21 protein-coding genes are annotated in these 25,441 nt (G+C 63.3%); 7 read left to right on the top strand and 14 right to left on the bottom strand.

Going from position 1 to position 25,441, the window contains the following annotated elements; genetic code table 11:
- Positions 1-86 precede the first annotated feature (86 nt).
- The 4 genes from rocD (at position 87) to JQ566_RS01510 (ending at position 6,159) form a co-directional block, all read left to right on the top strand.
- Positions 87-1,301 (top strand): ornithine--oxo-acid transaminase, encoded by a 1,215-nt coding sequence (gene rocD, locus JQ566_RS01525; RefSeq protein WP_212368654.1) that lies wholly within the window; start codon positions 87-89, stop codon positions 1,299-1,301.
- A gap of 178 nt (positions 1,302-1,479) precedes the next feature.
- Entirely contained in the window at positions 1,480-2,709 is a 1,230-nt protein-coding gene (locus tag JQ566_RS01520; RefSeq protein ID WP_283814313.1) for a fructose-1,6-bisphosphatase, read from the top strand.
- Positions 2,710-2,799: 90 nt separating this feature from the next.
- Positions 2,800-3,987 carry a 6-phosphofructokinase gene (locus JQ566_RS01515; RefSeq protein ID WP_249139158.1) on the top strand — a complete coding sequence of 396 codons (1,188 nt, stop codon included), beginning with the start codon at positions 2,800-2,802 and terminating at the stop codon, positions 3,985-3,987.
- A 645-nt stretch (positions 3,988-4,632) separates the two neighbouring features.
- Complete coding sequence (locus JQ566_RS01510; RefSeq protein WP_349643296.1) at positions 4,633-6,159, top strand: Spy/CpxP family protein refolding chaperone; 1,527 nt, start codon at positions 4,633-4,635, stop codon at positions 6,157-6,159.
- A 234-nt stretch (positions 6,160-6,393) separates the two neighbouring features.
- Here JQ566_RS01510 and JQ566_RS01505 read toward each other — a convergent pair whose 3' ends face one another.
- The 6 genes from JQ566_RS01505 to JQ566_RS01480 form a co-directional block, all read right to left on the bottom strand.
- The gene (locus JQ566_RS01505; protein ID WP_212368646.1) at positions 6,394-6,846 is read right to left on the bottom strand and encodes a cupin domain-containing protein; all 453 of its coding nucleotides are present in this window, start codon (positions 6,844-6,846) and stop codon (positions 6,394-6,396) included.
- 203 nt (positions 6,847-7,049) lie between these two features.
- Positions 7,050-8,249, bottom strand: a complete 1,200-nt coding sequence (locus JQ566_RS01500; RefSeq protein ID WP_212368644.1) for an MBL fold metallo-hydrolase — start codon at positions 8,247-8,249, stop codon at positions 7,050-7,052.
- A gap of 228 nt (positions 8,250-8,477) precedes the next feature.
- Complete coding sequence (locus JQ566_RS01495) at positions 8,478-8,903, bottom strand: hypothetical protein (protein WP_212368642.1); 426 nt, start codon at positions 8,901-8,903, stop codon at positions 8,478-8,480.
- A gap of 248 nt (positions 8,904-9,151) precedes the next feature.
- A complete protein-coding gene (locus JQ566_RS01490) occupies positions 9,152-10,618 on the bottom strand; it encodes a DUF1254 domain-containing protein (protein ID WP_212368640.1) in 1,467 nt (488 codons plus the stop codon).
- 301 nt (positions 10,619-10,919) lie between these two features.
- Positions 10,920-11,750 carry a nucleoside phosphorylase gene (locus tag JQ566_RS01485; RefSeq protein WP_212368639.1) on the bottom strand — a complete coding sequence of 277 codons (831 nt, stop codon included), beginning with the start codon at positions 11,748-11,750 and terminating at the stop codon, positions 10,920-10,922.
- A 21-nt stretch (positions 11,751-11,771) separates the two neighbouring features.
- A complete protein-coding gene (locus JQ566_RS01480; RefSeq protein WP_212368637.1) occupies positions 11,772-12,440 on the bottom strand; it encodes an ArsR/SmtB family transcription factor in 669 nt (222 codons plus the stop codon).
- Between the two features lie 72 nt (positions 12,441-12,512).
- Between JQ566_RS01480 and JQ566_RS01475 the strand changes: the two genes are divergently transcribed.
- On the top strand, positions 12,513-13,253 hold the full coding sequence (locus tag JQ566_RS01475) for an MBL fold metallo-hydrolase (protein ID WP_212368635.1): 741 nt from the start codon (positions 12,513-12,515) through the stop codon (positions 13,251-13,253).
- A gap of 4 nt (positions 13,254-13,257) precedes the next feature.
- On the top strand, positions 13,258-14,550 hold the full coding sequence (locus tag JQ566_RS01470; protein WP_212368634.1) for an MFS transporter: 1,293 nt from the start codon (positions 13,258-13,260) through the stop codon (positions 14,548-14,550).
- 130 nt (positions 14,551-14,680) lie between these two features.
- On the opposite strand, the gene JQ566_RS01465 is transcribed toward JQ566_RS01470, so the two are convergent.
- On the bottom strand, positions 14,681-14,917 hold the full coding sequence (locus tag JQ566_RS01465) for a hypothetical protein (protein ID WP_212368633.1): 237 nt from the start codon (positions 14,915-14,917) through the stop codon (positions 14,681-14,683).
- Positions 14,918-15,718: 801 nt separating this feature from the next.
- Between JQ566_RS01465 and JQ566_RS01460 the strand changes: the two genes are divergently transcribed.
- Positions 15,719-17,104, top strand: coding sequence for an FAD-binding oxidoreductase (locus JQ566_RS01460; RefSeq protein ID WP_212368631.1), 1,386 nt, complete (start codon positions 15,719-15,721; stop codon positions 17,102-17,104).
- A 491-nt stretch (positions 17,105-17,595) separates the two neighbouring features.
- Here the strand turns inward: JQ566_RS01460 and JQ566_RS01455 are convergent, their stop codons facing one another.
- The 7 genes from JQ566_RS01455 to JQ566_RS01425 all read right to left on the bottom strand — a co-directional run bounded on the left by JQ566_RS01455 (position 17,596) and on the right by JQ566_RS01425 (position 25,089).
- Positions 17,596-18,459 carry a sugar phosphate isomerase/epimerase family protein gene (locus tag JQ566_RS01455; RefSeq protein WP_212368630.1) on the bottom strand — a complete coding sequence of 288 codons (864 nt, stop codon included), beginning with the start codon at positions 18,457-18,459 and terminating at the stop codon, positions 17,596-17,598.
- Positions 18,459-19,664, bottom strand: coding sequence for a dihydrodipicolinate synthase family protein (locus JQ566_RS01450; RefSeq protein ID WP_212368628.1), 1,206 nt, complete (start codon positions 19,662-19,664; stop codon positions 18,459-18,461). The genes JQ566_RS01455 and JQ566_RS01450 overlap by 1 nt, the downstream gene beginning before the upstream one ends.
- 10 nt (positions 19,665-19,674) lie before the next feature.
- Complete coding sequence (locus tag JQ566_RS01445) at positions 19,675-20,826, bottom strand: Gfo/Idh/MocA family protein (RefSeq protein WP_212368623.1); 1,152 nt, start codon at positions 20,824-20,826, stop codon at positions 19,675-19,677.
- Entirely contained in the window at positions 20,823-22,220 is a 1,398-nt protein-coding gene (locus JQ566_RS01440; protein ID WP_212371444.1) for an enolase-like domain-containing protein, read from the bottom strand. Before JQ566_RS01440 ends, JQ566_RS01445 begins: the two co-directional genes overlap by 4 nt.
- Before the next feature lie 168 nt (positions 22,221-22,388).
- The gene (locus JQ566_RS01435) at positions 22,389-23,216 is read right to left on the bottom strand and encodes an ABC transporter ATP-binding protein (protein ID WP_212371442.1); all 828 of its coding nucleotides are present in this window, start codon (positions 23,214-23,216) and stop codon (positions 22,389-22,391) included.
- Positions 23,217-23,230: 14 nt separating this feature from the next.
- A complete protein-coding gene (locus JQ566_RS01430) occupies positions 23,231-24,223 on the bottom strand; it encodes an ABC transporter substrate-binding protein (RefSeq protein WP_212368622.1) in 993 nt (330 codons plus the stop codon).
- 56 nt (positions 24,224-24,279) lie between these two features.
- Positions 24,280-25,089, bottom strand: coding sequence for an ABC transporter permease (locus JQ566_RS01425; RefSeq protein WP_212368621.1), 810 nt, complete (start codon positions 25,087-25,089; stop codon positions 24,280-24,282).
- Positions 25,090-25,441: the final 352 nt, after the last annotated feature.

Here is a 25,441-nt window from a genome sequence, read left to right as displayed (position 1 = left end):
AAGACGGCTGGCTGATACCCAAATCAAGCTGAAGGCCGCCGGTGCAGTCGGTGACGCCCCCGCGCGCCGCAATGGAGTGACGACAGATGAGCGCGTCGGTCATTGATTTCATCGCAACGGAAGCCCGCTTCGGGGCCCGCAATTACGAGCCGATCGGGGTCGTCCTGTCGCGCGGCGAAGGTGTCTGGGTCTGGGATACCGAAGGCAACCGTTATCTCGATTGCCTCTCGGCCTATTCGGCGGTCAGCCAGGGCCACTGCCACCCCAAGATCCTGGCGGCGATGGTCGAACAGGCGCACAGGCTGACGCTCACCTCGCGGGCCTTCCACAACGACCAGCTCGCCCTGTTCTATGAGGAGATCGCGGCGCTCACCGGTTCCCACAAGGTGCTGCCGATGAACAGCGGCGCGGAGGCGGTCGAAAGCGCCATCAAGTCGGTGCGCAAATGGGGCTATGAGGTGAAGGGCGTGCCGGACGGCCAGGCCGAGATCATCGTCTGCGCCAACAATTTTCACGGGCGCACGCTGGCCATCGTCGGCTTTTCGACCGACGCCGAGACCCGCGCCCATTTCGGGCCGTTCGCACCGGGCTTCAAGATCATCCCGTTCGGCGACGCCGCGGCGCTGAAGGAGGCAATCACCCCAAACACGGTCGCCTTCCTGGTCGAGCCGATCCAGGGCGAAGCCGGTGTCATCATTCCTCCAGCCGGCTATTTCACTGAGGTGCGCGAGCTCTGCACCGCCAACAACGTGATGCTGGTGCTCGACGAGATCCAGACCGGGCTCGGCCGCACCGGCAAGCTGCTCGCCGAACAGCACGAGGGTATAGAGGCGGACGTGACGCTGCTCGGCAAGGCCCTGTCCGGCGGCTTCTATCCGGTATCGGCCGTGCTCTCGAACAACGACGTGCTCGGGACCTTGAGACCCGGCCAGCATGGCTCGACCTTCGGCGGCAATCCGCTTGCCTGCGCGGTGGCGCGCGCGGCGCTGCGCGTGCTGGTCGAGGAAGGCATGATCGAGAACGCGGCGAGGCAAGGCGCGCGCTTTCTGGAAGGCTTGAAAGACATTCGCGCCAATACGATCCGCGAGGTGCGCGGGCGCGGCCTGATGCTGGCGGTCGAGCTACATCCCGAGGCCGGCCGCGCCCGCCGCTACTGCGAGGCGCTTCAGGGCAAGGGCATCCTCGCCAAGGATACCCATGAGCAAACCATCCGCATCGCCCCGCCGCTGGTGATCACCAGCGACGAGGTCGACTGGGCGCTGGAGCGGCTCGCCACCACCCTGACGCAGGATTTCTCCTGAGCCTGCCTGCGTCGGAAGATCGCTATGCCGGCCGTGGCCTATGACAGTTGGGCGGCCCGGCCAGAACCGGACGCGTGCAGCGCAGCAAATAGTGACGCATGGTTCTAAGGCAAAACTCTGCATGATCCCGGCAACCGGATGAACGGGGTGCGTGGAACCTATCGGAGCGACGGACGTTTTGTCCGCGAATGAGCAGCGCCGTGCCCGGCGCAGCAAGCGCCGAGGCCGGAGGCGCAGGGCTGCGCGGATCGGAGAAATGCTCATGAGACTCACTCTTTCAGTCATCAAAGCTGACGTTGGCTCCGTTGGCGGGCATACGAAACCGTCTTCACGCATGATCGCGACTGTCGAGGGCGAGGTTGCCAAGGCGATCTGCAATGGTCTGCTGATCGACGGCTTCATCTGCCACACCGGCGACGACATTGCGATCATCATGACGCACACACGGGGTGAAGGAAGCTCCGAGGTCCATCAACTCGCCTGGAAGACGTTCCTCGCGGCCACCTCGGTCGCGAAGACCTCCGGGCTCTATGGCGCTGGCCAGGATCTTCTCGCCGACGCGCCTTCCGGCAACATTCGCGGCGCCGGCCCAGGCGTCGCCGAGCTCAGCTTCGACCACAGCCTCTCCGGCGTGCGACCCGCGGAGTCATTCATGGTGTTCGCGGCCGACAAATGCGGCCCCGGCGCCTACAACCTGCCGCTCTATCTCGCCTTTGCCGACCCCATGTACTGCGCTGGGCTGATGCTGCCTCCAATGATCAAGGGATTCCGTTTCCATATCATCGACATGGACAACACAGCCGGCGACAGCCTGCTCGAGCTCGACGCACCCGCCGACAGCTACCACATTGCCGCCCTGCTTCGCGACAACGAGCGCTTTGGCATCGATCGCATCATTTCTCGAACCCATGGCGAGGTCGTCGTGGCCGTTTCGGCACAGCGCCTCCACGCGATCGCAGGCAAGTACACCGGCAAGGATGATCCAGTCGCGATCGTCAGGAACCAGGGGATTTTCCCAGCTCCGGAGGAAATCATCTCGCCGTTCGCCAAAGCGCACTTCGTGGGCGGCGATGCACGCGGCTCGCATGTGATGCCGCTCATGCCGGTGCCACTCAACACCCCCGTTACCGGCATGTACTGCCTGCCGATCGTTTCTTGCGTCGGCTTTTCGATCGACAGGGAAGGCCGCTTTGCCGAGTCCTACACCGATTTCTTCGACAACCCGGCATGGGATGAGGTCCGCCGGCGCGCCCAGCGCAAGGCCATCGAGATGCGCAGCCAAGGCTGGTCTGGCGCCGCCATGCTACCCTATTCCGAACTGGAATATGGCGGCTTCCGCGACACCGTGTCCGGACTGCTGAAGCGTTTTCGACTGCGCGACGACCGCAAGCCGGAAGCGGCCGAGTAGCGACCGCCTTCAATCGGAAGCTGGAGCGACGTTCGCCGTTCAATCGACAGATGCAGGCGCTATGACGACATGCCGATCCGGGAGGTGGATATGGCCAAGAAACGCATCGGCATTCTCACGGGCGGCGGCGACGTCGCCGGCCTCAATGCAGTCATCAAGAGCGTGACTTATCGCGGCAGTGAGGACGACATCGAGGTTGTCGGTCTGCGCCGTGGTTGGGAGGCCCTCACGCACCTGAACCTCGACGACCCAAACAGCAGGTCCCACTACGTCATCCCGCTGAACCGTGAAAACACTCGAACCATCGACCGGCGCGGCGGCACCGTGCTGCACTCGAGCCGCGTCAATCCCTCCAAAATACAAAAGCTGCCCGATCATCTCGTCGGCAATGATGTTCCGGTCTCGCTGAGCACCAACGGCGGCATCGCGACAAAGACGTGGGACCTCACCAGCCGGGTGCTCGCTAACCTTTCGGGACTTGGCATCGAACACCTGATCGCCATCGGCGGCGACGACACGCTCAGTTATGCGGCCAAGCTCAACGAGCTCGGCGTCAAGATCATCGCCATCCCGAAGACGATGGATAATGACGTCCGCAACACCGAGTACTGCATCGGCTTCTCGACCGCGATCACCCGCGCCAGCGATGCCATCCAGCGGCAGCGCACGACCGTCGGCTCGCATGAGCGAATTGGCATTTTCCGCGTCTTTGGCCGCGATGCCGGATTTACGGCACTATACACCGCGTATGCGACCTCGATACGATGCGTCATACCGGAGTATAAGGTCGACCTCGACAAGCTGATCCGGTTGCTCATCGAGGACAAGCGCGCCAATCCAAGCAACTACGCGCTGATCGTGCTCAGCGAGGGAGCTCAGTGGGAAGGCTACAAGCTGCGGCAATACGGCGAGCCTGACGCCTACGGTCACCGCAAGAAGGCCAACGTGGCGGAATCGCTTGCCGACGAGATCAAGCAGCGCACCGGCGAGGAGACGATCGTCTCCGATCTCACCTACGATTTGCGATCGGGCGATCCGGACTTCATCGACAAGCTTGTGGCCTTGACTTTCGGTAACATCGCCTACGATGCCATGCTGGAAAGCAAGACCGGCCTCATGTCGGCGCTGGTCGAAGGTCGCTACGACCTCGTGCCCATCCCTGACGCCAAGCTCGGGCCGCGCAAATTGGACGTTGCGAGCAGCTACAACACGGAGCGCTACCGCCCCATCTACGCCAACAAGCGGGGGCTGCCGATCTTTCTCAACCGCGCGTCCTAGCGTGCCGACTGGGCGCTGGAGCGGCTCGCCACCACCTGACGCAGGATCTCTCCTGAGGCTGCCTGCGTCGGAAGATCGCTATGCCGGCCGCGGCCGAGAACGAACGATTCCGCCGGCTGTGCGTTGAATGTCGTGGGCGATTACGAGCTGGGAGCGAGGATCATGCTTCCGCGTGGCATTTGCCTGACGGCTGTTTTCGTTGGTGTCTCGATGCTGACCGCAAGCATCGGTGCGTTCGCCCAAGGACCCGGCCAGGGACATGGCAGGGGCGGGCCACCGGGTCCAGCCGCAGCGCCGGCAGCACGGCCAGCGGCACCACCGGCCATGGCCCGTCCGGCGGCGCCCCCAGCCATGGCCCGTCCGGCAGCGCCGCCGGCCATGGCACGTCCCGCCGCGCCGGCATCTCATCCCCCGGCCATGCCGCAGCGACCAGCCATGGCGCCGCATCATCCGGCGCCTCGCATGGCCTCACCGCCGCCGCGCCCAGCCCCACACATCGCTACGCCGCCGCCGCGGGCGGCGCCGCACGTCGCGGCACCGCGGCCTGAACCCCATCGGGCGCCGGCAGCTCCGCAACGTCCGGCGATGGCACCGCGGCCGACACCGCATATCGCCGCCCCCTCGCGCCCAAGTGGACCCCCGGCCGTGAGCGAGCGAGCGGGACCGCCGCGCGAGATGCTTTCGCGCCAATCCGCGGAACGCCAAGGCCGCATCGACCGCTTGCAGCAGCGCGTGCAACAATTGCAATCGCAGAAGCCGGAAGGCGCAAGGGCGCAACATCAGCAGCAGCGGTTGCTGCAGTCGCAGAGCCGCCTGCTTGAGCGCGAGCAACGTATCCAACAGCGCTCGCAGCAGGTCGAGCAGCGGCAGCGCGAGATGCTGTCGCGCCAGACGACGGAGCGTCAGACCCGCATCGAGCGCCTCCAGCAGCGCGTGCAGCAATTGCAGTCGCAAAAGCCGGAAGGCGCGCGCGAGCAACGCCTGCAGCAACGGATGCTCCAGACCCAGAACCGCTTGCTTGGCCGTGAGCAGCGCGCGCAGCAGATTGACCTGGCGCGCCAGCAGCGGCTTGGCCTCCAGGCTCCCGCCGAGCGCGCCCCGACCAGCACGGCCGCGGCGCAGGCTGCCGAGCGCGGACGGTTTGCGGAGCGCTTCCGTGAGCAGGCCACTGCGCAGACCCAAGCGGCCCTCCTTACCCGCGAGAGCGGCTGGGCGCCCCGGCAGGCCTGGCGTCACCGCCATCCCGCAGTGTTCGTGGCATGGCTCGGGCCGGTGTTCTGGCCGTACGCTTACTCGGACATCTTTGACTACACGTTCTGGTCCTATGCCTACGAGCCCGGCTATTGGGCGTATGCGTATGACGACTTCGTCGACACCGTGTTCTGGGGCGGTGACGGCCCCTATTCCGCCTTTGCCAGCACCACCCCCTATGACTATCCGCAAGCCGGCGGCGGCCGCGCGCGTCCGCGCGCCAGCGTGAGCCCGCAGACGCTACGGCAATTGTGCGGCACACCGGACAAGGGCGTGACCGCCTGGCCGCTTGACGATATCGCGCGAGCCGTGCGGCCGACGCCGGAGCAACGCGCGCTGCTCGACGAATTGAAGGCCGCGGCGGCCAGGGCTGCCGATGTCTTCAAGGATTCCTGCGCGGAGACCTATGCACTGACGCCGCCTGGCCGCCTGCGCGCGATGATGAATCGCGTCAATGCGACGCTGGAGGCCGTCAAGATCGTGCGACCGGCACTGGAGACTTTCTACAACTCGCTCAGCGACGAGCAGCAGGCTCGCTTCAACGCGCTCGGCCCCAATGTCGGCGACCGCTCGTCCCAGCAGCAGGAGGCGAGTAGCGAGGGCTGCGGTGATCCGAAGGCGGGCCTGACCCAGTTGCCGATCCAGAGGATCGAGGCCGTGCTCCACCCCGCAGGCAGGCAGAAGGATGCGCTCGACCGCCTCAGCGAAGCGACAGCCAAGGGCGTCGAAGGCCTGCAGGCGGCGTGCCCGAACGATGTACCGCTGACCCCGGTCGGACGGCTGGAGGCGATGCAGCACCGGCTCGAGGCCATGCTGACGGCCGCCAGGCTGGTCGAGCCCGCCCTGGATGAGTTCTACGCCACGCTGAGCAGCGAGCAGAAGGCGCGCTTCAACACGCTGCAACAGGTCGCAAGCCCGTGAGGGCCGCGTCGCGTTGTCTCGTTGCGGTTTGCGCAGCTGTCGAACGAAGCGAGACGACTAGGGGATGTGCTCATTAAGCGGCTGGCCGACTGGCGTCGGGTTAACCCCAACAGCGGCCCAAGAGCGGACATTCTCCGAGATCGCAGATGGGCCAACAGCGGACATCGCGGCTGTGCGGGCTGACGAGGCCGCCGATTGAGGCGCCCCTTTATCGGTTGTGCTTCGGCGCTTCGTTTACTTCTTACGCGGATCGTCGGTTGGATCGATGAACTCGATGCCTCCTGGCCCGGTGAACACAATCTGGACGACCGTTTCTTCGTCTGTCGTCCAAACATAATGGGGGTGCTTCGCCGGCAGCGCGAAGACGGAGCCCGGCTTCAATGTCTCGCCCTTCGAGGGATCAAACTTTTCCCCCATGGCGTTCCCAAAGCTGCCACTCATCACGGTGACGACCTCGGCGTAGGGATGAGTGTGCGGCGGAACTTTATAATTCGGCGGGAATTTCGTCCGCTGGACGATCATCTCGGCCTTTGTTGGGTCACCGATCAGGATGGCGGTTTGCGCGCCCCTGAAGACCGGATGCTCTTTCCACATCAGCCCATCGGGCTTGACCACCTTCATCGCATCTTGAGCCATTGCAGAGCTTGCCAACGCGATCAAAGTGGCGGCGACAAAGGACTTGGTCATCCTAACCTCCTCCCAAATGTTGCGAAGCTGGAAGGCCCACCAGGATACAGCAAAAACTCAAACTGAGGCGCATCCATTTTCGGGGCGGCTTGAACCGTCATCGCCAGCGAAGTCCGAATTGGGTGGTCACAAGCGGACATCGCTGCGCGGCCAATCGATGTCAGCCTAAAGCCGCGAACCGACATTCACTGGTCAGGCTATGCTCACGGCTCGAAAACCAAGCGAGTTCCCGTGTACGCGCGTACGAGCTTCGTCGGCATCGCAGCCCGTGCGATTTCGTAAAAGGGTTCGCCCGTACAATGCAGGGGAATCACGTAAGTCGGATCGATTTCCTGCAGTGCCTTGACGGTATCCCGGACGTAGTCCTCTTGATAGGGCGCGAGATGAAAGCCCCCGATCACCACATGAATTCTTTCCACACCGAACGCGGCTTGAGCTTGCCTGATCGCGTTGACCACGCCGCGATGGCTGCATGAAGTCAAGACGACAAGCCCCCGTCCTTTCAGGTTGAACGCCGTCGCGATCTCGTGCTGAAACTGATCCGGTACGACGGGCGCACCACGCTCCGCCTCGCTGAGGCGCTCGGGATAACAGCCGACGCCTCGGTCGAAACCAATAGTCATTGCGCTCGGTGATAGTACCTTCTCGAATGTCTTCTGACCGATCTGCCCTGTGACCATGGCGTGATCGACTATCAGGGCAGGTCTCTCCGCGACGGTTACGGCCACGTCGGCCGCCTCGAGTGCCTTTCGGTCGATGACACCGAAGCTGCCGCGCACCGGAGGCGCAGTCCACTCGCGTGCGCAGAAGCATCCTTCGCCGCCGACAAACAACGGTAGTTTGGGCTTTAGCTTGCCACTATGCGCCTGCAAGAAGCCGACGAGGCCGCCAAAGTGGTCCTGGTGCCCGTGGCTGAGCACAAGTGCGTCGATGGCCGCAGGATCAATGCCAAGCAGGTTCGCGTTGTTGAGAAGGGCCTCCGGCGTGAACCCGAAATCAACCAGGATATTGCGCGTCTCATCGCCGCGTCGCGACTCGACCTGCATCGCAAGGCCGAATTCGCTGACTAACGTTCTGCGCGGCGGCTTGTCGCTGAGGCCCCAGCCAAAGTGCTGGACGTCGAGGTTGGGTAGCTTTCTGCTCGGGGCGACAGCGAACTGATAGCTATCGATCACTATCCGGACTGCCACGCGGTCGAGCTCCGGCAATGATCCAGTGACGGCCTCCGCCCTGACCGGCTTCGAGCCACCGAGGAGCGTGGCAAGTATCACGCTTAAGACACTTGCGCCTCCGCCGCAGACAAATTCTCGCCGCCCAACCTCGTCGCAGAAGAACTGCGGCCGAGGCGCCTGAGGACCTCCTTGTGATAGCGCGATTGGAGCTGAGGTGTAATCGATAGCCATTGCTAACCTCCCGTTCTGCCAACCATGAGGCCATAAACAGAAGGCGCGGGACCGCACGGACATTCGCTCCGGAAGGTCGGGCGTCTTAACTCGACTACGATCCTATCTACTTCCTACTCCGTCAAGAGAAATGCCGGCCTGAACGCTGACTTCGCGATCTGGCAAAGTTGCTGTCATTCCCGACGGGTCGCTTCGAGTAGTGGCTCCCGGCAGGTCCGGTCAGGGCCACTAGCGGAAGTCACACCTTTCGCTAGTCTCCGGCAACAATGCACTTGGCTCCATGAAGCCTGCATCATCTTCGTGGAAGAAGAGGCCGCCTCCTATAACAAACCCTCGCCATCCTGTTCCAAGCAACGCGTAAACTTTGAGACCGACATCGAGCATATCGATCGGCTTACTTGGAAAGTCATCTAAGACGCTTGGCTCGACCTCAGTTATTTCAATGCCCTCAAACCAAGATCTAATTTCGAGCGCGCGAACGTCCTTAATCAAGACGTCGAGGCGCAGGTCATGCTCGTCGGACCTTCCGCTTCTCAGCAACAGCGTGCCATGGCTGATGCTGTAGCCGATAACGGAGAATTTTCTGGCTGATTTGAAAGATGGAAGTCCTGATCTCATGGGGGCGCACAGGCAGCCATTGTTTTGCTCATACAATGACCGCTCGTGCTTACGTCCGCAATGGGTCAATTGCAGACATCAACCGTTCGTCAGTCGGGTTTGTTAGAGGTGGCGTCACGACATTCGGGCTGGCTCGGCTGCACGACGTCTCGGGCCGCATCCGGCCGATACGAAACCGGGGCACTAAAGCGCGATGAGATTGGGATGAATCGTCATCGCGCTTTAGGTTATTGCTTGAGCATGATCTTTCCGGAAAACCGCTGCACACTTTTCCGGATCATGCTCTAGGACACGCGCTTGAAGCCCGGAGGTTTCCACGTCCCCTCGCCAGCCGGCAGGATCGATGGCGGCGTGGTTTTCGGCCAGTACAGCCGCATGACCACATAGACCGGACCGTCCGGCGCCGGCAGCCAGTTGGCCTCCTTGTCGGCGCCGGGCGACTTGTTCTGGATGTAGATCGTCAGCGAGCCGTCGGAGCCGAGCTTCATGTGCGGCAGCATCGGGGAGTTGATCAGGTAGCGGTTGATCGGGTTCTTCACCAAGAGCTGCGTCTTGCCGTCATACATCGTCACCGACCAGAAGGCGTTGACCGGCGGCAGCTGCCCCGCCGGGAAGGTCAGCGTGTAGCTCGACTTCGAGCAGTCGAGTTCCTTGCCATCGGCGTCCACTTTACCCAGAGGGTACATGGCCTCCACCGCGTCGTTGCCATAGATGCCGGCCTTCGCGGCTGATGCGCGCAAGAGCCAGTCGCCATGAAAGAATGCGGCATCACCGAACGCCGCGCTGACGCGCCAGCCGTTGATGTCCTTGCCGAGGCTCGCAACCGCCTCGGTGACCTTGCGCTCGCCCTCCTTCATGCCAAGCAGGATCTCGGCCTTGTCTTCCAGCGACAGGCTGCGGAAATCGAAGCTCTTGCCCGGCCCCACGCCGATCCGCGCCAGTTGCTCGCGGATCCAGCGTTCCTCCGGCAGCGCCGGCGCGAATTGAAGCGCGAAATCCAGATATTCGAAGAACTCGGTGCGGACGAGATCCTTCTCGAATTTGGGGAAAGAAAGCGCCGACGCGGGCGCGGGCGCCGGCTGGTTCAGGAAGCTGGAAAGCGGCTGCGCCTTGTAGCCGGCCTGAATCTTCTTGACGGCCTCGATATCGGCCGGGTCGAACAACTGCGTGCGGAGCAGTCCCAAGCAGAAATCGGTGGTCGACCGGAACACCTTCTTGATGCCGGCCGGTGTCGAACCAGTCCATCGCGGGCCGGCGACCATATAACTTCCCGCATCGCTGCCGGTGGCGCGCGTGCCGACATAGCCAAAATTGTACGTATTGAGGTCGTTCAGCTGCAGCGAATAGTAGCGCTTGGGATCGATCGCCGGCACCGAAAAGACGAGGGGCTCGGCCCGCAGGTCCAGCCATGCGAACGAATACGGCGTGTCGCTGTTGGGCGTGATGACGGCAGTATCTTCGTAGGTGAAGACGCGCGCTTCGTTGAACAGCGTATTGAACGGCGCCTTGTACTGGCCCGACGACTTGTCGACAGCGTACTCATTCATGACGCCATAGGCCATCACCATTGGCAGGCCATAGATGAAGCCTGCCTCGGCGATGTCCTTGGCCTTGAAGAATCCTGGACGCTCGGACTGAGCCCAGGCCTGGCTCGAACCTGCGGCAGTTGCCGTAATCGTCGCCAACGCGGCAGATCGCAGAAAATCGCGCTTCGTCAGCCTGTGCGGACTCTGGGTCGATCGCTTTTGCATCAAACACCCTCCTTCCATGGTTGAACGGGCCTTGGCACGCCAAGCCTCTTCGGCAACTCAAAATAGCACACTGAGAGGCTCTGATGGGAGGCCCGCCACGTCGGCTTCGGAGTCAAACGCGACCTGTCCCGCCGGTCCTATCCACCCCTCCACTTCCGCTTCACCCCGTCAGCGACCGAAATCGCGCGGCGGCGCAATATGTCGCGAAGGGCCAGAAGCGGACCTGAAGTTCAGTCATGCTCCTGGAATTTTACCAAGGGCCGTGAGGCAAGTGATGTTTCGGCCGAGTTGCCTTCCTGATTCAGCTTGCTGAAGTCGCCGACCAGCCGCGAGCTGCAGCGGCGACGACCGCGAGCGTCGCCTTCGCGCCGTCGGCCTCGCCCTTCTCGAAGTCGCCCTCCGTCTGCGCCATCGCATTCGTGACGTGCGCGAAGCAGACGACGGGACGGCCGCTCGCTGCGCTGAAGGCATAGAGAGCAGCCGCTTCCATCTCGACGGCGAGCGTCCCCAGATCGCGCGCACGCGCGATCGCCGCTTCGGTTTCGCGGTAGGGCGCATCGGTCGTCCACGTCGCACCCCGATGCAGCGTGATGCCCGGCAGAGCCCGCCCGGCCTGCTCGACCCGCGCGAGAAGCGGCGCGTCGGGTGCTTCGGCGAACGTGGAGCCGGGCAAATAGTGATAGCTCGTCCCTTCGTCGCGCAGGGCACGGTCGATCAGGACGAAGTATGGCGTGGGTCCGATCGGGGTGATTTGTCCGGCGGACGTCACGCTGACGAGCAGGCGGCAGCCGGACGCGAAGAGCTGCTCGGCGACCAGGACTGCGAACGGAGCGCCGACGGCGCAGCCGACGATGCCGACCTCGCCGATGCCGCCGAGATCGAAAGCAAGCAGCTCGGTGTGATAGCAGGCCCAACCTTCATGGATACGGCCGGCGCCGGTCCGCTTGAGGTGACGGACGACATCACCGTCCGGATCGAGCACGCAGATTTCGGGGACAGCGAAGAGCGGCAACTGCCTCTGCCGACGCGCCTCCCTCAACAGGGCTTCGGGCCGAAACACCGAGGGCGCGTTGTGGTCCTTCAGGCCAACAATCGGCCACGCGGCTTCTGCGCGATGAGGCTTATCATCCATGATGCACCAGATCCGCTTGTCTCAAGCGACGGATTCGACCGGCAGGCCGGCGGCTTTCCATTCGGGATAGCCGTCCTCGAGCCGGCGGACGCGATAGCCTCGCGTCCGGAGCGCTGCGACCGCTTCGAACGAAAGGACGCACCAGGGACCGCGGCAGTAGGCGATCACCTCGCGGCCTCTAGGAAGTTCGCCGAGGCGTCGCTCCAGTTCGGCAAGCGGGATGTTGAGCGCGCCCGGCAGATGGCCAAGAGCGAACTCGTCTTCGGGCCGCACATCAAGCACCGTGACCAGATCGTCGTGCAATCTCGCGACCAGATCATCTCGCGAGACCGGTTCGAGCGCGTCGCGGGCGTGGAAGTAGTCGGTCACGACGCGGCCGATCTCTGCGATGTTTCGCTCGCCGACGCGCCCCAGCGCCCTGGTCAGCGCGACCACTTCCGTCTCGCCGGCCAAGCGATAGAGAACGTGTTTACCCCGCCGTTCCGTCTCGACGAGACGCGCGCGCCTGAGGATCTGCAGATGGCGGGATGTATTGGCGAACGTCAGATGAGCGCGGGCCGACAGCTCCTCGACGCTGCGCACTCCCTGGGCGAGGTGCTCCAACAGCTCGAGCCGATGCGCATGGCCCAACGCCTGCGCCACCTCGGCGAGATTTTCATAGATCGCGTGTTTCGGTCCGGTACTTGACACGGCAGCTCCTGAATATATCATTCAGCAGATTGATTGAATGTTCTAGCTGGTCTCGGAGAGGAGTGCAAGCCCATGATCCTGCGCCAGTTCTTGCATAGCGATCCCGTCGGCATCTCCTACCTGTTCGGCTGCGGCGGCAAGGCAGCCGGCGCGGTCGTAGATCCCGTCGGCGATATCCAGCCCTATCTGCAAGCCGCCGACAATGCCGGCATGCGGATTCACTTCGTCATCGATACGCATGTCCATGCCGACCACCTCTCGGTGGGCCGGGCTCTCGCCGAGGCGGCAGGGGCGCCCTACGTGCTCTCGTCGGCAGCGAGCGTGTCGTTTCCGTTCAAAGGTGTGGGCGACGGCGAAGTCCTTCCGCTCGGCAACGTCACGGCGACCGTTCTCCACACGCCGGGCCACACGCCCGAGCACATCTGCATTCTTGTGACGGATCGGACGCGCGCCGACGAACCCTGGTTCGTCCTGACCGGCCACACCCTGATGGTCGGGGATCTCGGCCGTACCGAACTCGCGGTCAGCGCCGAAGAAGGCGCAAAACAACTGTTTCGCAGCGTGCGCAGGCTGAAGGGCCTGCCGGACCATGTCGAGGTCCTGCCCGGCGCCTATGCAGGATCGGTCTGCGGTCGCCGGCTGAGCGGGAAACCATGGTCGACCATCGGCTTCGAGAAGCGGCACAATCAGGCATTCGCGATCGAGGACGAAGCCGAGTTTGTTCGGTTCATGGTCGCCGAGATTCCGCCGGCGCCGCCGGAAGCTGCGAAGATCAGGGCTGCCAATTCAGGCGTCACGGCCGCTGCTGCCTGACGCCATGAGCGACGCGGCAGCTGCCCCGGGAGGTCCGCCTTCGGTCAAGTTAGGGCTGACGGAAAACTGGCCACAGTTCGCTCTCCTCGTCCTCATCAACGCCTTCGTAGGCGGGATGGTCGGAATCGAACGAACCGTCGTGCCGCTGATCGGTGCCGAGGAGTTCAAGATCGGCTCCACAACTCTTGTCGTCTCCTTCATCGTCAGCTTCGGCGTCGTGAAGGCGTGCGCCAACCTGATCTCCGGCCAGCTCGCCGACGCCTGGGGACGCAAGTCCGTTCTGATCCTCGGATGGCTCGTCGGCCTTCCGGTGCCTTTCATGCTCATCTGGGCGCCAAGCTGGGAATGGGTGATCGCCGCCAATGCCCTTCTCGGGATCAACCAGGGCCTTGCCTGGTCGATGACCGTGATCATGAAGATCGATCTCGTCGGACCGAAATCGCGCGGCTTGGCGGTGGGCCTGAACGAGTTCGCCGGATATCTCGCGGTCGGCGTGACGGCCTATCTCACCGGATATCTTGCGTCGAAGTACGGGCTGCGGCCGGCGCCGATCTACCTCGGTGCGGCCTATGCGATCTTCGGCGCAGCGCTCTCGATCCTCTTGGTGCGCGACACGCGCGAGCACGTCCGGCTGGAGACTGCGGCGCATGCGCGTCAGGCGTCTCCGGTCAGCTTCCGGGAGATCTTCGTCCTCACCTCGTTCAGGGATCGCAATCTGTTCGCCGCGTCGCAAGCGGGGCTGGTGAACAATCTCAACGACGGCATGAGCTGGGGCATCTTTCCGCTGTTTTTCGCCTCCTTCGGCCTGGCCGTCGATCGGATCGGCATATTGAAGGCCGTCTATCCGGCGACGTGGGGCATCCTCCAGGTCGCCACGGGTCCTCTGTCCGACCGCTGGGGCCGTAAGGGCCTGATCGTAGCCGGCATGTGGGTGCAGGCCGCAGGTTTGCTCCTGACTGGGGCGACCAGTCGTTTCGAGTGGTGGCTCGTCGGCAGCCTCCTGCTCGGACTTGGCACCGCCATGGTGTATCCGAGCTTGATCGCCGCCGTATCCGATGCCTCGCACCCAAGCTGGCGCGCGCGCTCGCTCAGCGTCTACCGCTTCTGGCGCGATCTCGGCTACGCGATCGGAGCGTTATCGGCCGGCATCATCGCGGATCGATTCGGACTTTCGGCGGCCATAATCTCGATCGCCGTCCTGACGTTCCTCTCCGGCGCCGTCGTAGCGGTGTCGATGCGAGAACGCGCCGCGGATCCGATTGACCTCGCGCAAAAAGCGAGCCGGCCGGCGGAGTAGATTCAACGATGGAGCAAGCCGATGCAGAAAGTCTCGGTCCAAGTGATCGCAGCCCTTTCCGTCATACCTGCCGCGCACTCTCTGTGAGGGTGCAGCGGACGCAACGCAAACGACAGCCTCGTTTCTGACCTCACGCGGAGGAAATCGTGTCCGGCCCAGCATCATTCGTGTCTGTGATCGATTGAGACTGCTCTACCTCACTCGGGACAATCGCGTTGCATTGCTCGAAGTGAGACGACAACTCGAGATCAGCCAGATGATCCCAGTATTCTGCTTCAGCCAGCAGCTTCCACTTGTTCATGCTGTTGTACGCGGCCTGTTGGCGGCACAGTGAGCCCATCGCACGCAAGCGTCGCACCTTCTCCACTGCGAACCTCCCTTCGCGCCTGCTTGTTGCAAGCGCATCTGTGTTGTTGCAGCTTCGCAGATCGAATTGACGAGTGATAGTCCGGGATTCGACGGTGAATCGATGATTGCGCAATCGTCTGACTTTTCGCCGCACAGTCGGGCCCGGCGAATTTAATCGCAAAACTGGTTTGGCCCGGCGCATTGAATCGCAGGATCGTTCCTGGCGCCCTTTCGCCGCAACAAAGCACGCCGGTGCCCTCGGCAAAGCTCACCATCCTTGTCGCGCCGATCACAACAATGGCCCCGACGGTTGCACGCCGGGGCCATTCAAGATCAACAGGCATGGGTACATCCGCCGTGCCTGCTGATCGTTGATGCCACTGATTACCGCATCCGATCTGGCACAGACTGTGGCGCGGCTGCAGCATCTGGATGATGATATTCTGCCTGAAAGCTGATGGCAGTCCACCTCATCATTGGTGGTACTCCGACCAGCTCGCTGCTTCGCCTGTGTTCTGGCTCGCAATGGGGCATTCGCGACCGAGGTCGAGCGGGCAGCAAGTCCATTCTACCGCCGAAAGCGGAGGTACACCACCCTTCCTGTACCGTTCGATGCAGGTGCGAAGCACCTTCTCCATCGGCTTGCCCACCAGTCGTTGGAGAAGATCTCGATCTCCGAATAGACGCATACGCGTAGTCGATTTGCGATGGCTATCGCGCTGCGCTTGATCTATCTTTTCAAAACGGGCGGAGAACGCTCGATGAGCCCTGCGAGCAACCTCCGCCCAATGACCGATCACGGGTAGAATAGGAGGACATCATGCAGAGCATGGCCACCGAAACCTTCATCGGCAATATGCGCGGCCCGGTTATCAGGCGAATGGATGCCGACTATGATGCCGTGCGCAGCCTCTACAACGGAATGATCGACAAGAGTCCAATGATGATCGCGCGATGCGCCGACGTCGCAGACGTCGTCGCAGCGGTCAATTTTGCAAGGGACAATGATCTCCAGGTCGCGATCCGCGGAGGCGGCCACAATGGGCCGGGCCTCAGCAGTGTCGAAGACGGACTGATGATCGACATGTCGATGATGAAAGGCGTGCGGGTCGATCCCGGCGCTCGTACCGTCCGCGTCGGTCCCGGCTGCTTGCAAGGCGATGTCGACCACGCCACGCACATCTACGGGCTTGCCGTGCCGGCCGGCATTGTATCGACCACTGGGATCGCCGGCCTTACGCTCGGCGGCGGCACAGGATACCTCACCCGCAAGCATGGCCTCACCATCGACAATCTCCTCGAGGCTGATGTCGTGCTCGCCGATGGACGCATCGTCACCGCCAACAAGTCGGAGAACGCCGACCTTTATTGGGGCCTGCGCGGGGGCGGCGGCAATTTCGGCATCGTCACGAGCTTCCTGTTCCAGGCTCATCCTGTGAAGATGGTCTATGCCGGTCCGATCTTCTGGGATCTCGAAAATGCCCGGACCGTGATGCAGAAGTACAGGGATTTCATCCGCAGCGCTCCCGAGGAGCTCGGGGCTTTTGTCGGCTTGAAGACCGTTCCGCCGATGGACCCGTTCCCGCCGGATCATCAGGGCAAGCGTGCCTGCGCCATCATTGCCTGCTACAATGGTCCGACAGAAGACGGCAAGGCGGTCATAGCGGGGTTGCTTGGTGAGCTGCCCCCGCCGCTCTTCAATTGGATGGGCGAGATGCCCTATCCGGCGCTCCAGTCCATGTTCGATCCGTTCTTCCCGAAAGGTCTGCAGTGGTACTGGCGCGGCGATTTCGTGAAAGAACTGACCGACGAAGCAATTGACGCCCATATCGAGCAGGCCCGGAAAGCACCGAGCGCGCTGTCGCTCATGCATCTCTATCCGATCGATGGCGCCGTCCATCGCGTCGGCAAGAGCGACACCGCCTGGAACACGCGCGACGCGACCTGGTCGATGGTCATCGCCGGCATCGATCCCAATCCGCAAAAGGCAGGCGAAATCACGCGCTGGACCAAGGGCTATTGGGAGGCCGTGCATCCTTACTCGGCCGACGGCGGCTATGTGAATTTCATGATGGAGGATGGAGACGACAGCAGACTCAGGGCCACTTACGGCGACAACTACGACCGCCTCGCCGCCTTGAAGGCCAAGTACGATCCGACGAACTTCTTCCACATGAACCAGAACATCAGACCGCTGCACTCGTAGACGATCACACCTGCTGTACGGGTTCGGTCGCGCCCAATGACTTGACGGAGCGCTCTCTCGCATCGAGGATCGAGGGAGCGCTCTATCCCCCGTTCATCGCAGGGCTATCGCATGTGACTTGTGGCGGCGGCCTGCGCGCACGCCTCGTCCTTCGAGACGGCGCTGACGCGCCTCCTCAGGATGAGGCTAATCAGCATCAGTGCTCGTTGAAACTGCTGCCGCGCACTCCGCCCTCATCCTGAGGAGCCCGCCCAAAGCGGGCGTCTCGAAGGATGGCCGCGGGGAAAAACTCCCAGATGCGATAGCCCTGCCGTTCATCGCGGATCACGCGATGCGTTCGCCGTCGTTATTCGGCAACGAGCTCCCCGAGCCACCGGGATCTCAAAGCGGGATGAGTTTTGGTTGAATCGATGCCCGCCCAGAACGTGAATCTCCGCTCCCGCAGGGAGAGATGACGACAGACAGCCGGCCAAACCTAATTTCATCGTGTTCTAAACCACCGTCCTGTGACGCGCGATGCAGGTGCGCAGCACCTCGTCCATCGGCTTGCTCCACCAGTCATTGGAGAAGATCTCGATCTCCGAATAGCCGGCAAAGCCCTGCGCTTCGACGGCCTGACGCACCGATTTGATGTCGATGACGCCGTCGCCCATCATGCCGCGGTCGTTGAGGATATCTTTTGTCGGCACCAGCCAGTCGCAGACGTGGAAGGCGAGCAATCGATCCTTGCCGGCGCGCGCGATCTGGCCCATCAACTCCGGATCCCACCAGATGTGATAGACATCCAGCGCGACGCCGAGCATGCCGCTGCGATCAGGGTCGAGCCGGTCGCAGATGTCGAGCGCCTGCTTGGTCGTGTTCACGCAAGCACGGTCTGCCGCATAGGCGGGATGCAAGGGCTCGATCGCCAGCGGCAGCTTTGCCTGCCTCGCATAGTCGAGCATCTCGGCGAGAGCTTCCTCGACCTGCCCGCGCGCTGCCCCGAGATCCTTCGAGGCCTCGCTGCCCGGCCGCGAATATTGCGGCAGGCCGCCGACGACGAGGACGATACAGGAGGCGCCCAGCGCCTTGGCTTCATCGACGCAGCGGCGGTTGTCGTCGCGCACCTCGCCCCGGCGCGAGACGTCCGAGGTGAACATGCCGCCGCGGCAATAGCCTGAGAGATCGAGGCCGGCATCGCGCACTGCGCGCACGGCGCGGTCGAGGCCGACGGCGGCGACCTGATCACGCCAGGGATCGATGGCGCGGATGCCGTGCCTCGCACAGGCATCGATGATCTCGACGAGATCACCCTGCTTGCGGACGGTCGCCGTGTTCAGCGACAGCCAGCGATGATCGGACGAAAAGTCGCGCATCAGGATTCAAGTCCATGCGAGGCCAGCACGGTCTTCATCCGTTGCGTCGCCAGTTCGGGATTGGCGAGCAGACCGGCCTTGTCGGCCAGACGGAACAGTTCGGCGAGATGCAGCGTCGAGCGGGTGCTCTCCTGTCCGCCGACCATGGTGAAGTGATCCTGGTGTCCGTTGAGATAGGCCATGAATACGACACCCGTCTTGTAGAACCGCGTCGGCGCCTTGAAGATGTGACGCGACAGCGGCACCGTCGGGCCCAGCACGTCGTGGAAACCGGCTTCGTCACCGGCCGCCAGCCGCGACAGCGCGTAGGACGCCGCCGGCGCGATGGCATCGAAGATGCCGAGCAGCGCGTGCGAAACTCCTTGGCTGTCGCCGGCAATCAGCTCCGCATAGTTGAAGTCGTCGCCGGTGTACATCTTGATGCGCTTGTCGAGGCGACGGCGCATGTCGATCTCGCGCTGCTTGTCGAGCAGCGAGACTTTGACGCCGTCGACCTTGGCGGCATTGCCGTTGATGATGGCGACTGCCGTGTCCATCGCCTTGTCGAGATCCTTGGTGCCCCAATATCCCGTCAGCGCCGGATCGAACATGTCGCCGAGCCAGTGGATGATGACGGGCTCACGGACTTGCGACAGCACGCGATCATAGACTTTTGCGTAATCGTCGGCGTCGCGGCCGAGTTTCGCCAGAGCGCGCGAGGCCATCAGGATGATCCGGCCGCCGACCTTCTCGACCGCCGATATCTGCTCCTCATAGGCGCGGATGACATCGTCGATGGTCCTGGCGTCCTCCACCGCGAGATGATCCGTGCCTGCACCGGAGAACACCAGCGCGTTGCGGCGCTTGGCGGCGGCGACCGAGCGCGTGATCAGCTCCAGCGAGGTCGGCCAGTCCAGCCCCATGCCGCGCTGCGCGGTGTCCATGGCTTCGGCAACGCCGAGGCCGAGGTCCCAGATGTGCTCGCGGAAGGCGATGGTCTTGTCCCAGTCGACCGCGACCGAGAGCCAGGGATCGTTGTCGGCGAAAGGATCGGTCACCGTGTGCACGGCCGAGAACGCAATGCGGTTCAGCGGCCCCTCGAGCTTTGCGGGGAACGTGCGCGAGGCCGCAAGCCGGTAGGTCTCGATCGAGCGATCGGCCTTCGGCAGCTTGAGCGACAGGGATGACATTGAAGGGACAGGCTTGGGCTGGACGGGCTTGTTCATGCGTCCCTCCTCAGACCTTGATCGGGGCGACGTCGATCCAGCGCCGCTCCTTCCAGCTCTTCAGCGCGCATTCGGCGAGCTGCACGCCCTTGGCGCCTTCCAGCAGCGTGAACTTGTAGGGGGCGTCCTCGTAGACGTGGCGGATGAACATCTCCCACTGTTCCTTGAAGCCGTTGTCGTAGGTGACGTTGTCGGGCAGCTTCTGCCAGTCGCCGTAGAAATCATGCAGCCGCTTCTCGTCGGGATTCCACACCGGCCTCGGGGTTGCCTGCCGCGCCTGGATCATGCAATCGGTGAGCCCTGCGACCGCCGAGCCGAGCGTGCCGTCGACCTGGAAGGTGACGAGGTCGTCGCGATAGACGCGCGTCACCCAGGACATGTTGATGTGGGCGATGATGCCGCCCTCGAGCTGGAAGGTCGCGTAGGCGGAATCGTCCGCAGTCGCCTTGTACTTCTTGCCCTGCTCGTCGAAACGTTCGGGGATGTCGGTGTTGCCGATGCAGCTGACGCTCTGGACGTTGCCGAAGAGGTTGTCGAGCACGTAGCGCCAGTGGCAGACCATGTCCAGGATGATGCCGCCGCCGTCCTCGTCGCGATAGTTCCAGGACGGCCGCTGCGCCTCCTGCCAGCCGCCTTCGAACACCCAATAGCCGAACTCGCCGCGCACCGAGAGGATGCGGCCGAAGAAACCGGAATCGCGCAGGAAGGCGATCTTCTTCAATCCCGGCAGGAACAGCTTGTCCTGCACCGTGCCGTGCTTGACGCCCTTGGCGTTGGCGAGCTTCACGACCTCGACGGCTTCCTCGAAATTGGTCGCGATCGGCTTCTCGCAATAGACGTGCTTGCCGGCATTGATGGCCTGGGTCAGCAGACCGGGGCGCGCCTGCGTGGTCGCGGCGTCGAAGAACATGGTGTCGTTCTTGTCGGCGAGCGCGGCGTTGAGGTCGGTGGTCCAGCGCGTGATGCTGTAACGTTTCGCGAGCGCCTCGACCTTCTCGGCGCTGCGGCCAACCAGGATTGGATCGGGCATCACGCGATCGCCGCTCTTCAGGCGGACGCCGCCCTGGTCGCGGATGGCAACGATCGAGCGGATCAGATGCTGGTTGAGCCCCATGCGGCCGGTGATGCCGTTCATGATGAGGCCGAGGCGTTGGGTGGTCATGCTAATTGCTCCCAGAGTGATCTTGGCTGTTCGAGCGGGCGAAGCGCCGACCAGTCCGGATGGACCGACGTCGCAAAGCCCGTTGCATGAAGCGATCCCGTCAGGAGATCGCCGTCGTGAATGGAGAGGCGGATGCCCTGCCCGGCATCGGCGTAGAGATCGGGATGCGCGGCCGCGAAGGCCGCAACCTCGGCGGCCGGCGTGTCGCCGAAGCCGTCGACATAGTGATGGCCGTTGCGCTCGGCATGGGTGACGCCGATGAAGGCGCCGAGCGCGAGATCCTGCTGCACGGCAAGACCGGCCTGGCAGGTCAGGTCCTCGCCGGTCACGAAGAAGGTCCCGCCTTCCGCGCTCCATTTCGCCGCGCGCGTGGCATTGACAATGGACTTGTAGAGGCCCTTGCAGGATTTCGAGGAGATGCCGCGATAACCAAGCGCCCGCGCTGCCGGGAACGCATGGTAGGAATCGTCGGCCTCGTCGATGATGAAGCCGCGCGCGGCGAGCGAGCCGAGCGGCGATTGCCGCGTGATGTCGCGCGGCATCGGCTGTTCGACGTAGAGCAGGCGCGTGGCGATCGGGCGCAGCGTGGCGTCATGATCGAGTCGGTCCATCAGCGCCTGCAATGCGGCGAGGTCGGCATATTGCTCGTTGGCGTCGAGCGTCACCTTGTAGTCATGTCCCAGCGTATCGAGCTCCGCTCCGATCCGCGCCAGCCGTTCTGCGTCGGCTGCGGGATCACCCGACAGCTTGAGCTTGAAGTAGCGCGCGCCGGCGTTCTCGCGCGGATCGGCAACGCCGCCCTCGCCTTCGACGGTATCATCAAGGCCGACGGTATGCCTGATGGCAACCCGCTCCAGCGGCACCCGGCCGGAGAGAAACGTCCTGATGTCCCGCTCGCTCAAATCAGGAGAAAGCCGCGCATCGATACCCGCGATATTGCCGGCCATCCCGTCGAAGAAATTGGTCTCGACGGCGCGGAGCAGCGCATCGAGAATGGCCTTGTCGATCTCCGCGGGGCCATAAGCCGCAGCAAGCGCCGGAATGTTCTTCTTCGCGCAGGTCGCGATCTGGGCACCGATGCACGAGGCGTGCAGATCGAACGCCGTCTGGAAGCCGGTCCGTGCCAGATAGAGCCCACGTGCGATCTCCAGCGAGCGGCGCAACGCGTCGACCGTCTGCACCGGCGACAGCTCCGGCCGCTTGTCGAACCATTTCGGCACCAGCAGCTCGGCGCTCGCGCCGACTGCGCTCCCCCTGCCCTCGACCTCGATCTCGGCCCGCACGAACAGCTGCGGCGTCGCGTTGATGGTAACAGCGCCAAAGCGGAACGGCCGTGCGAACTGCACGGGACGTTCGAAGAAGGCGATGTCTCGCAGCTTCAGGCGCACCGAAATAGTCCCATGAAGGTCGTCATGCCCGGGCTTGTCCCGCCTGCGTGGCCGAAGCCGCTTCGGCGAGGCGAAGGCCCGGGCATCCACGTTCTTTGTCGCACGAAGCAAGACGTGGATGGCCGGGTCAAGCCCGGCCATGACGCTCTGAAAGCTAGAGCTACTCCCATCGCTCTAATCCAACGCACCTTGCGAGAAGAAATGCTTGCGGATGCGTTGCACCAGCTCCGTGAACACCGGATCGGCCATCACGTCGAGCGAGCGCGGACGCGGCAGCGGCACGTCGTAGATCGCGGCGACTGCGCCGGGGCGCTCGGTCATGACCAGGACGCGATCGGCGAGGAATACGGCCTCCGGAATCGAATGCGTGATCAAGAGCACCGTCTTCTTCGTCTCGCGCTGGATCCGCATCAATTCGACGTTCATGCGCTCGCGCGTCAGCGCGTCGAGCGCGCCGAACGGCTCGTCCATCAGCATGATCCTGGGATCGTGCACCAGCGCGCGGCAGATCGAGGCGCGCTGCTGCATGCCGCCGGAGAGCTGCCAGGGCAGCTTCTTCTCGAAGCCTTCGAGCCCGACCAGCTTCAGCAGTTCCTTGGCGCGGACCAGGTATTTGTCCCGCGGCAGGCGCTTCATGTCGATCGGCAGCATCACGTTGCCCAGGATGTTGCGCCATGGCAAGAGCAGCGCGTTCTGGAACACGATGCCGACATTGCCGTGCGGCGTCGTCACCTTCTCGCCCTCGACCAGGATCTCGCCAGTGGTCGGCGGCAGCAGGCCCGAGATCAGCTTGAGCAGCGTGGACTTGCCGCAGCCGGAAGGGCCGACCACGACGAAGAACTCGCCGTCATTGATGTGGAAGTCGAGCGGCCGCAGCGACGGCACATCGCCGTCGCGCGTCCGGTAGGTCTTCGACACGCCTGACAGCTTGATGCCCGAGGCATCGCCGGCCCGGTCGCTCACCAGTCTCAGATGTGCGGCCGGCTGCGCGGCTTCGTTCATGACTGTCGCAGGTTTCACGAGCCGCTCTTCGGCAGGTAGTCGTTGGTGTAGAACGCCTTCGGGTTCTCCTTGGCCTTGGCATCGAGGCCGCCATACTCGACCAGCAGGTTGACGGTCTCGGTCATGTTCTGGTCGGTGACCTGGAACGGCCGCTTGGTCTTGGTCTCCGCGGTGCGGTACAACGGGATGGTCAGCTCAAAACCTTGCGTCAGCGTGTCGATCTTGCCGCCCTTGGGATTGGCATCGAGGATCGACTGCGCTGCGGCCTTCGGCGCCTTCTCGGCGGCTTCCACCGCTTTCGTCGTCGCCGACATGAAGCGGCGGACGAGATCGGCGTTGGCCTTCACATAGTCGGTGTTGGCGATGATGCCCGAGGACACCATGTTGATGCCGTACTCGGCGAACTTGATCGGATAGACGTCCTTGCCGGTGGCGTCCTTGATCTTCATCGACTGGTCCATGACGTAGCCGAGCAGGAGATCAGCCTGGCCGTTGATGACGGCATTGAGCTTGGTCTGGCCGTCGCCGGCGACGGTCTTGAAGTCGCTTTCCTTCAGGCCGGTCTTCTTCAGGAACAGCGGCCAGATCTGGGTCATGGAGTCCGCCGGCGTGATCGCCACCGTCTTGCCCTTGATGTCCTCGGGCTTTTTGATGTTCTTGTCGGCGAAGCCCATCGCGGACATCGGTGAGGTCTGCAGCAGCACGCCGGCCGCAACCACGGGTGCGCCCTTGATCGCGGCGCGCATCATGGTGGGCACGTCGACATAGCCGAAATCGGCGGTCTTGGCCGCGACGGCCTGCGTGGTCGCAGCCGAGCCGCGGCCTTCCTGGATTTCGAGGTCGATGCCTTCGGCGGCGTAAATGCCCTTGGCCTTGCCGTAATAGAACGGCGCGTGCTCGCCATAGACGTACCAGTTCAGCATCAGCACGACCTTGTCGGCCGCCTGTGCCGGCACGGCCGCAAACGCCATCAGCGCCACTGATGCAACCCCAATCCACCGCTTCATCGTCACTCTCCCTTGCCGTTGTTGCGCCGGCCGTTGGTGGCCGCTCGTTGCTTGAGTTAAGAGGCGAAAATCACGTCCTCGCGCTGGCTGACATGCCAGGGAATGACCAGCTTCTCGATGCGGTCCACGATCCAGAACAGGATCACGCCGAGCAGCGCCAGGATCACGAGCGCCGCGAACATCGTCGGCAGGTCGAAGGTGCCGATCGAGCGCTGCATGACGTAGCCGATGCCGGAATTGGAGCCGACGAACTCGCCGACCACGGCGCCGACCACGGCGAGCGTCACCGACACTTTGAGGCCGGAGAAGATCGCCGGCAGCGCATGCGGCAGGTTCACCGCGCGAAACACCTGCAGGCGGCTGCCCTGCATGGCGCGGGCGAGATCGACCATGTCGGGGTCGACCGATTTGAAGCCCTGCACGGCAGATACCACCACCGGGAAGAAGCCGAGCAGGAAGGCCGAGATCACCTTTGGGATGATGCCGAAGCCGAACCACACCACGAACAGCGGCGCGATCGCGATCTTCGGCACGGATTGCGAGAACACCAGCAGCGGATACACGTAGCTCTCCACCGTCTTCGAGCCCGCGATCAGCATCGCCACGGGAATGCCGAACAGCGCCGACAGCAGGAAGCCGCAGACGGTCGCATAGGTGGTCGGCCAGGACTGGCGCAGCAGCTCCGGCCACTCGGTGCGCAGCACCGCGACGACGTCGAGCGGCGACGGGATCTGGTAGGCGGGAATCCTGAACAGACGGATCGCAAGATCCCAGGCGACGACGATGAAGACCAGGAACAAGAACGGCCGAACCCAGGCCGCATTCAGCATCTTGGAAACAGCGTTTTGCGGCTTCGGCTCGGCCAATTTTCACTCCCGGCATTTTCTTCGTTGCGGAGAGAAATTAACCCGTTGGATAAATACTGTCCAGAGCTTTCCCTGTGACGTTTTGCGGCGGTTCCGGGCCTCCTTTCGTGTCCCGGACACGCTGTAGCGTGCAACGCTGCTGCGCAGAGCCGGGCCCCAGAAAGCGGCACGGTACATTGCGGGCCCGGCTCAGCAGCGCATCACTACGTGCTGCGCTGCGTCCGGGTCACGAGAGCGGAGTGAGGTGCGCGCCCGCCTCCACGTCGTCATTGCGAGCGCAGCGAAGCAATCCAGACTGTCTCCGCGGAAAGATTCTGGATTGCTTCGCTGCGCTCGCAATGACGGAGCAAGT

Origin of the sequence: Bradyrhizobium sp. SZCCT0231 (assembly GCF_018130245.1) — a bacterium.
GTDB lineage: Bacteria > Pseudomonadota > Alphaproteobacteria > Rhizobiales > Xanthobacteraceae > Bradyrhizobium > Bradyrhizobium japonicum_F.
Note: the sequence above shows the minus strand (reverse complement) of the source record. Positions and strands in the feature narration are given on the sequence as shown.

Coding starts and splice junctions, on each gene's coding strand:
- rocD (WP_212368654.1), top strand. CDS start 87: ATGAGCGCGTCGGTCATTGATTTCATCGCAACGGAAGCCCGCTTCGGG.
- JQ566_RS01515 (WP_249139158.1), top strand. CDS start 2,800: ATGGCCAAGAAACGCATCGGCATTCTCACGGGCGGCGGCGACGTCGCC.
- JQ566_RS01505 (WP_212368646.1), bottom strand. CDS start 6,846: ATGACCAAGTCCTTTGTCGCCGCCACTTTGATCGCGTTGGCAAGCTCT.
- JQ566_RS01500 (WP_212368644.1), bottom strand. CDS start 8,249: ATGGCTATCGATTACACCTCAGCTCCAATCGCGCTATCACAAGGAGGT.
- JQ566_RS01490 (WP_212368640.1), bottom strand. CDS start 10,618: ATGCAAAAGCGATCGACCCAGAGTCCGCACAGGCTGACGAAGCGCGAT.
- JQ566_RS01485 (WP_212368639.1), bottom strand. CDS start 11,750: ATGGATGATAAGCCTCATCGCGCAGAAGCCGCGTGGCCGATTGTTGGC.
- JQ566_RS01475 (WP_212368635.1), top strand. CDS start 12,513: ATGATCCTGCGCCAGTTCTTGCATAGCGATCCCGTCGGCATCTCCTAC.
- JQ566_RS01470 (WP_212368634.1), top strand. CDS start 13,258: ATGAGCGACGCGGCAGCTGCCCCGGGAGGTCCGCCTTCGGTCAAGTTA.
- JQ566_RS01460 (WP_212368631.1), top strand. CDS start 15,719: ATGCAGAGCATGGCCACCGAAACCTTCATCGGCAATATGCGCGGCCCG.
- JQ566_RS01455 (WP_212368630.1), bottom strand. CDS start 18,459: ATGCGCGACTTTTCGTCCGATCATCGCTGGCTGTCGCTGAACACGGCG.
- JQ566_RS01450 (WP_212368628.1), bottom strand. CDS start 19,664: ATGAACAAGCCCGTCCAGCCCAAGCCTGTCCCTTCAATGTCATCCCTG.
- JQ566_RS01445 (WP_212368623.1), bottom strand. CDS start 20,826: ATGACCACCCAACGCCTCGGCCTCATCATGAACGGCATCACCGGCCGC.
- JQ566_RS01435 (WP_212371442.1), bottom strand. CDS start 23,216: ATGAACGAAGCCGCGCAGCCGGCCGCACATCTGAGACTGGTGAGCGAC.
- JQ566_RS01430 (WP_212368622.1), bottom strand. CDS start 24,223: ATGAAGCGGTGGATTGGGGTTGCATCAGTGGCGCTGATGGCGTTTGCG.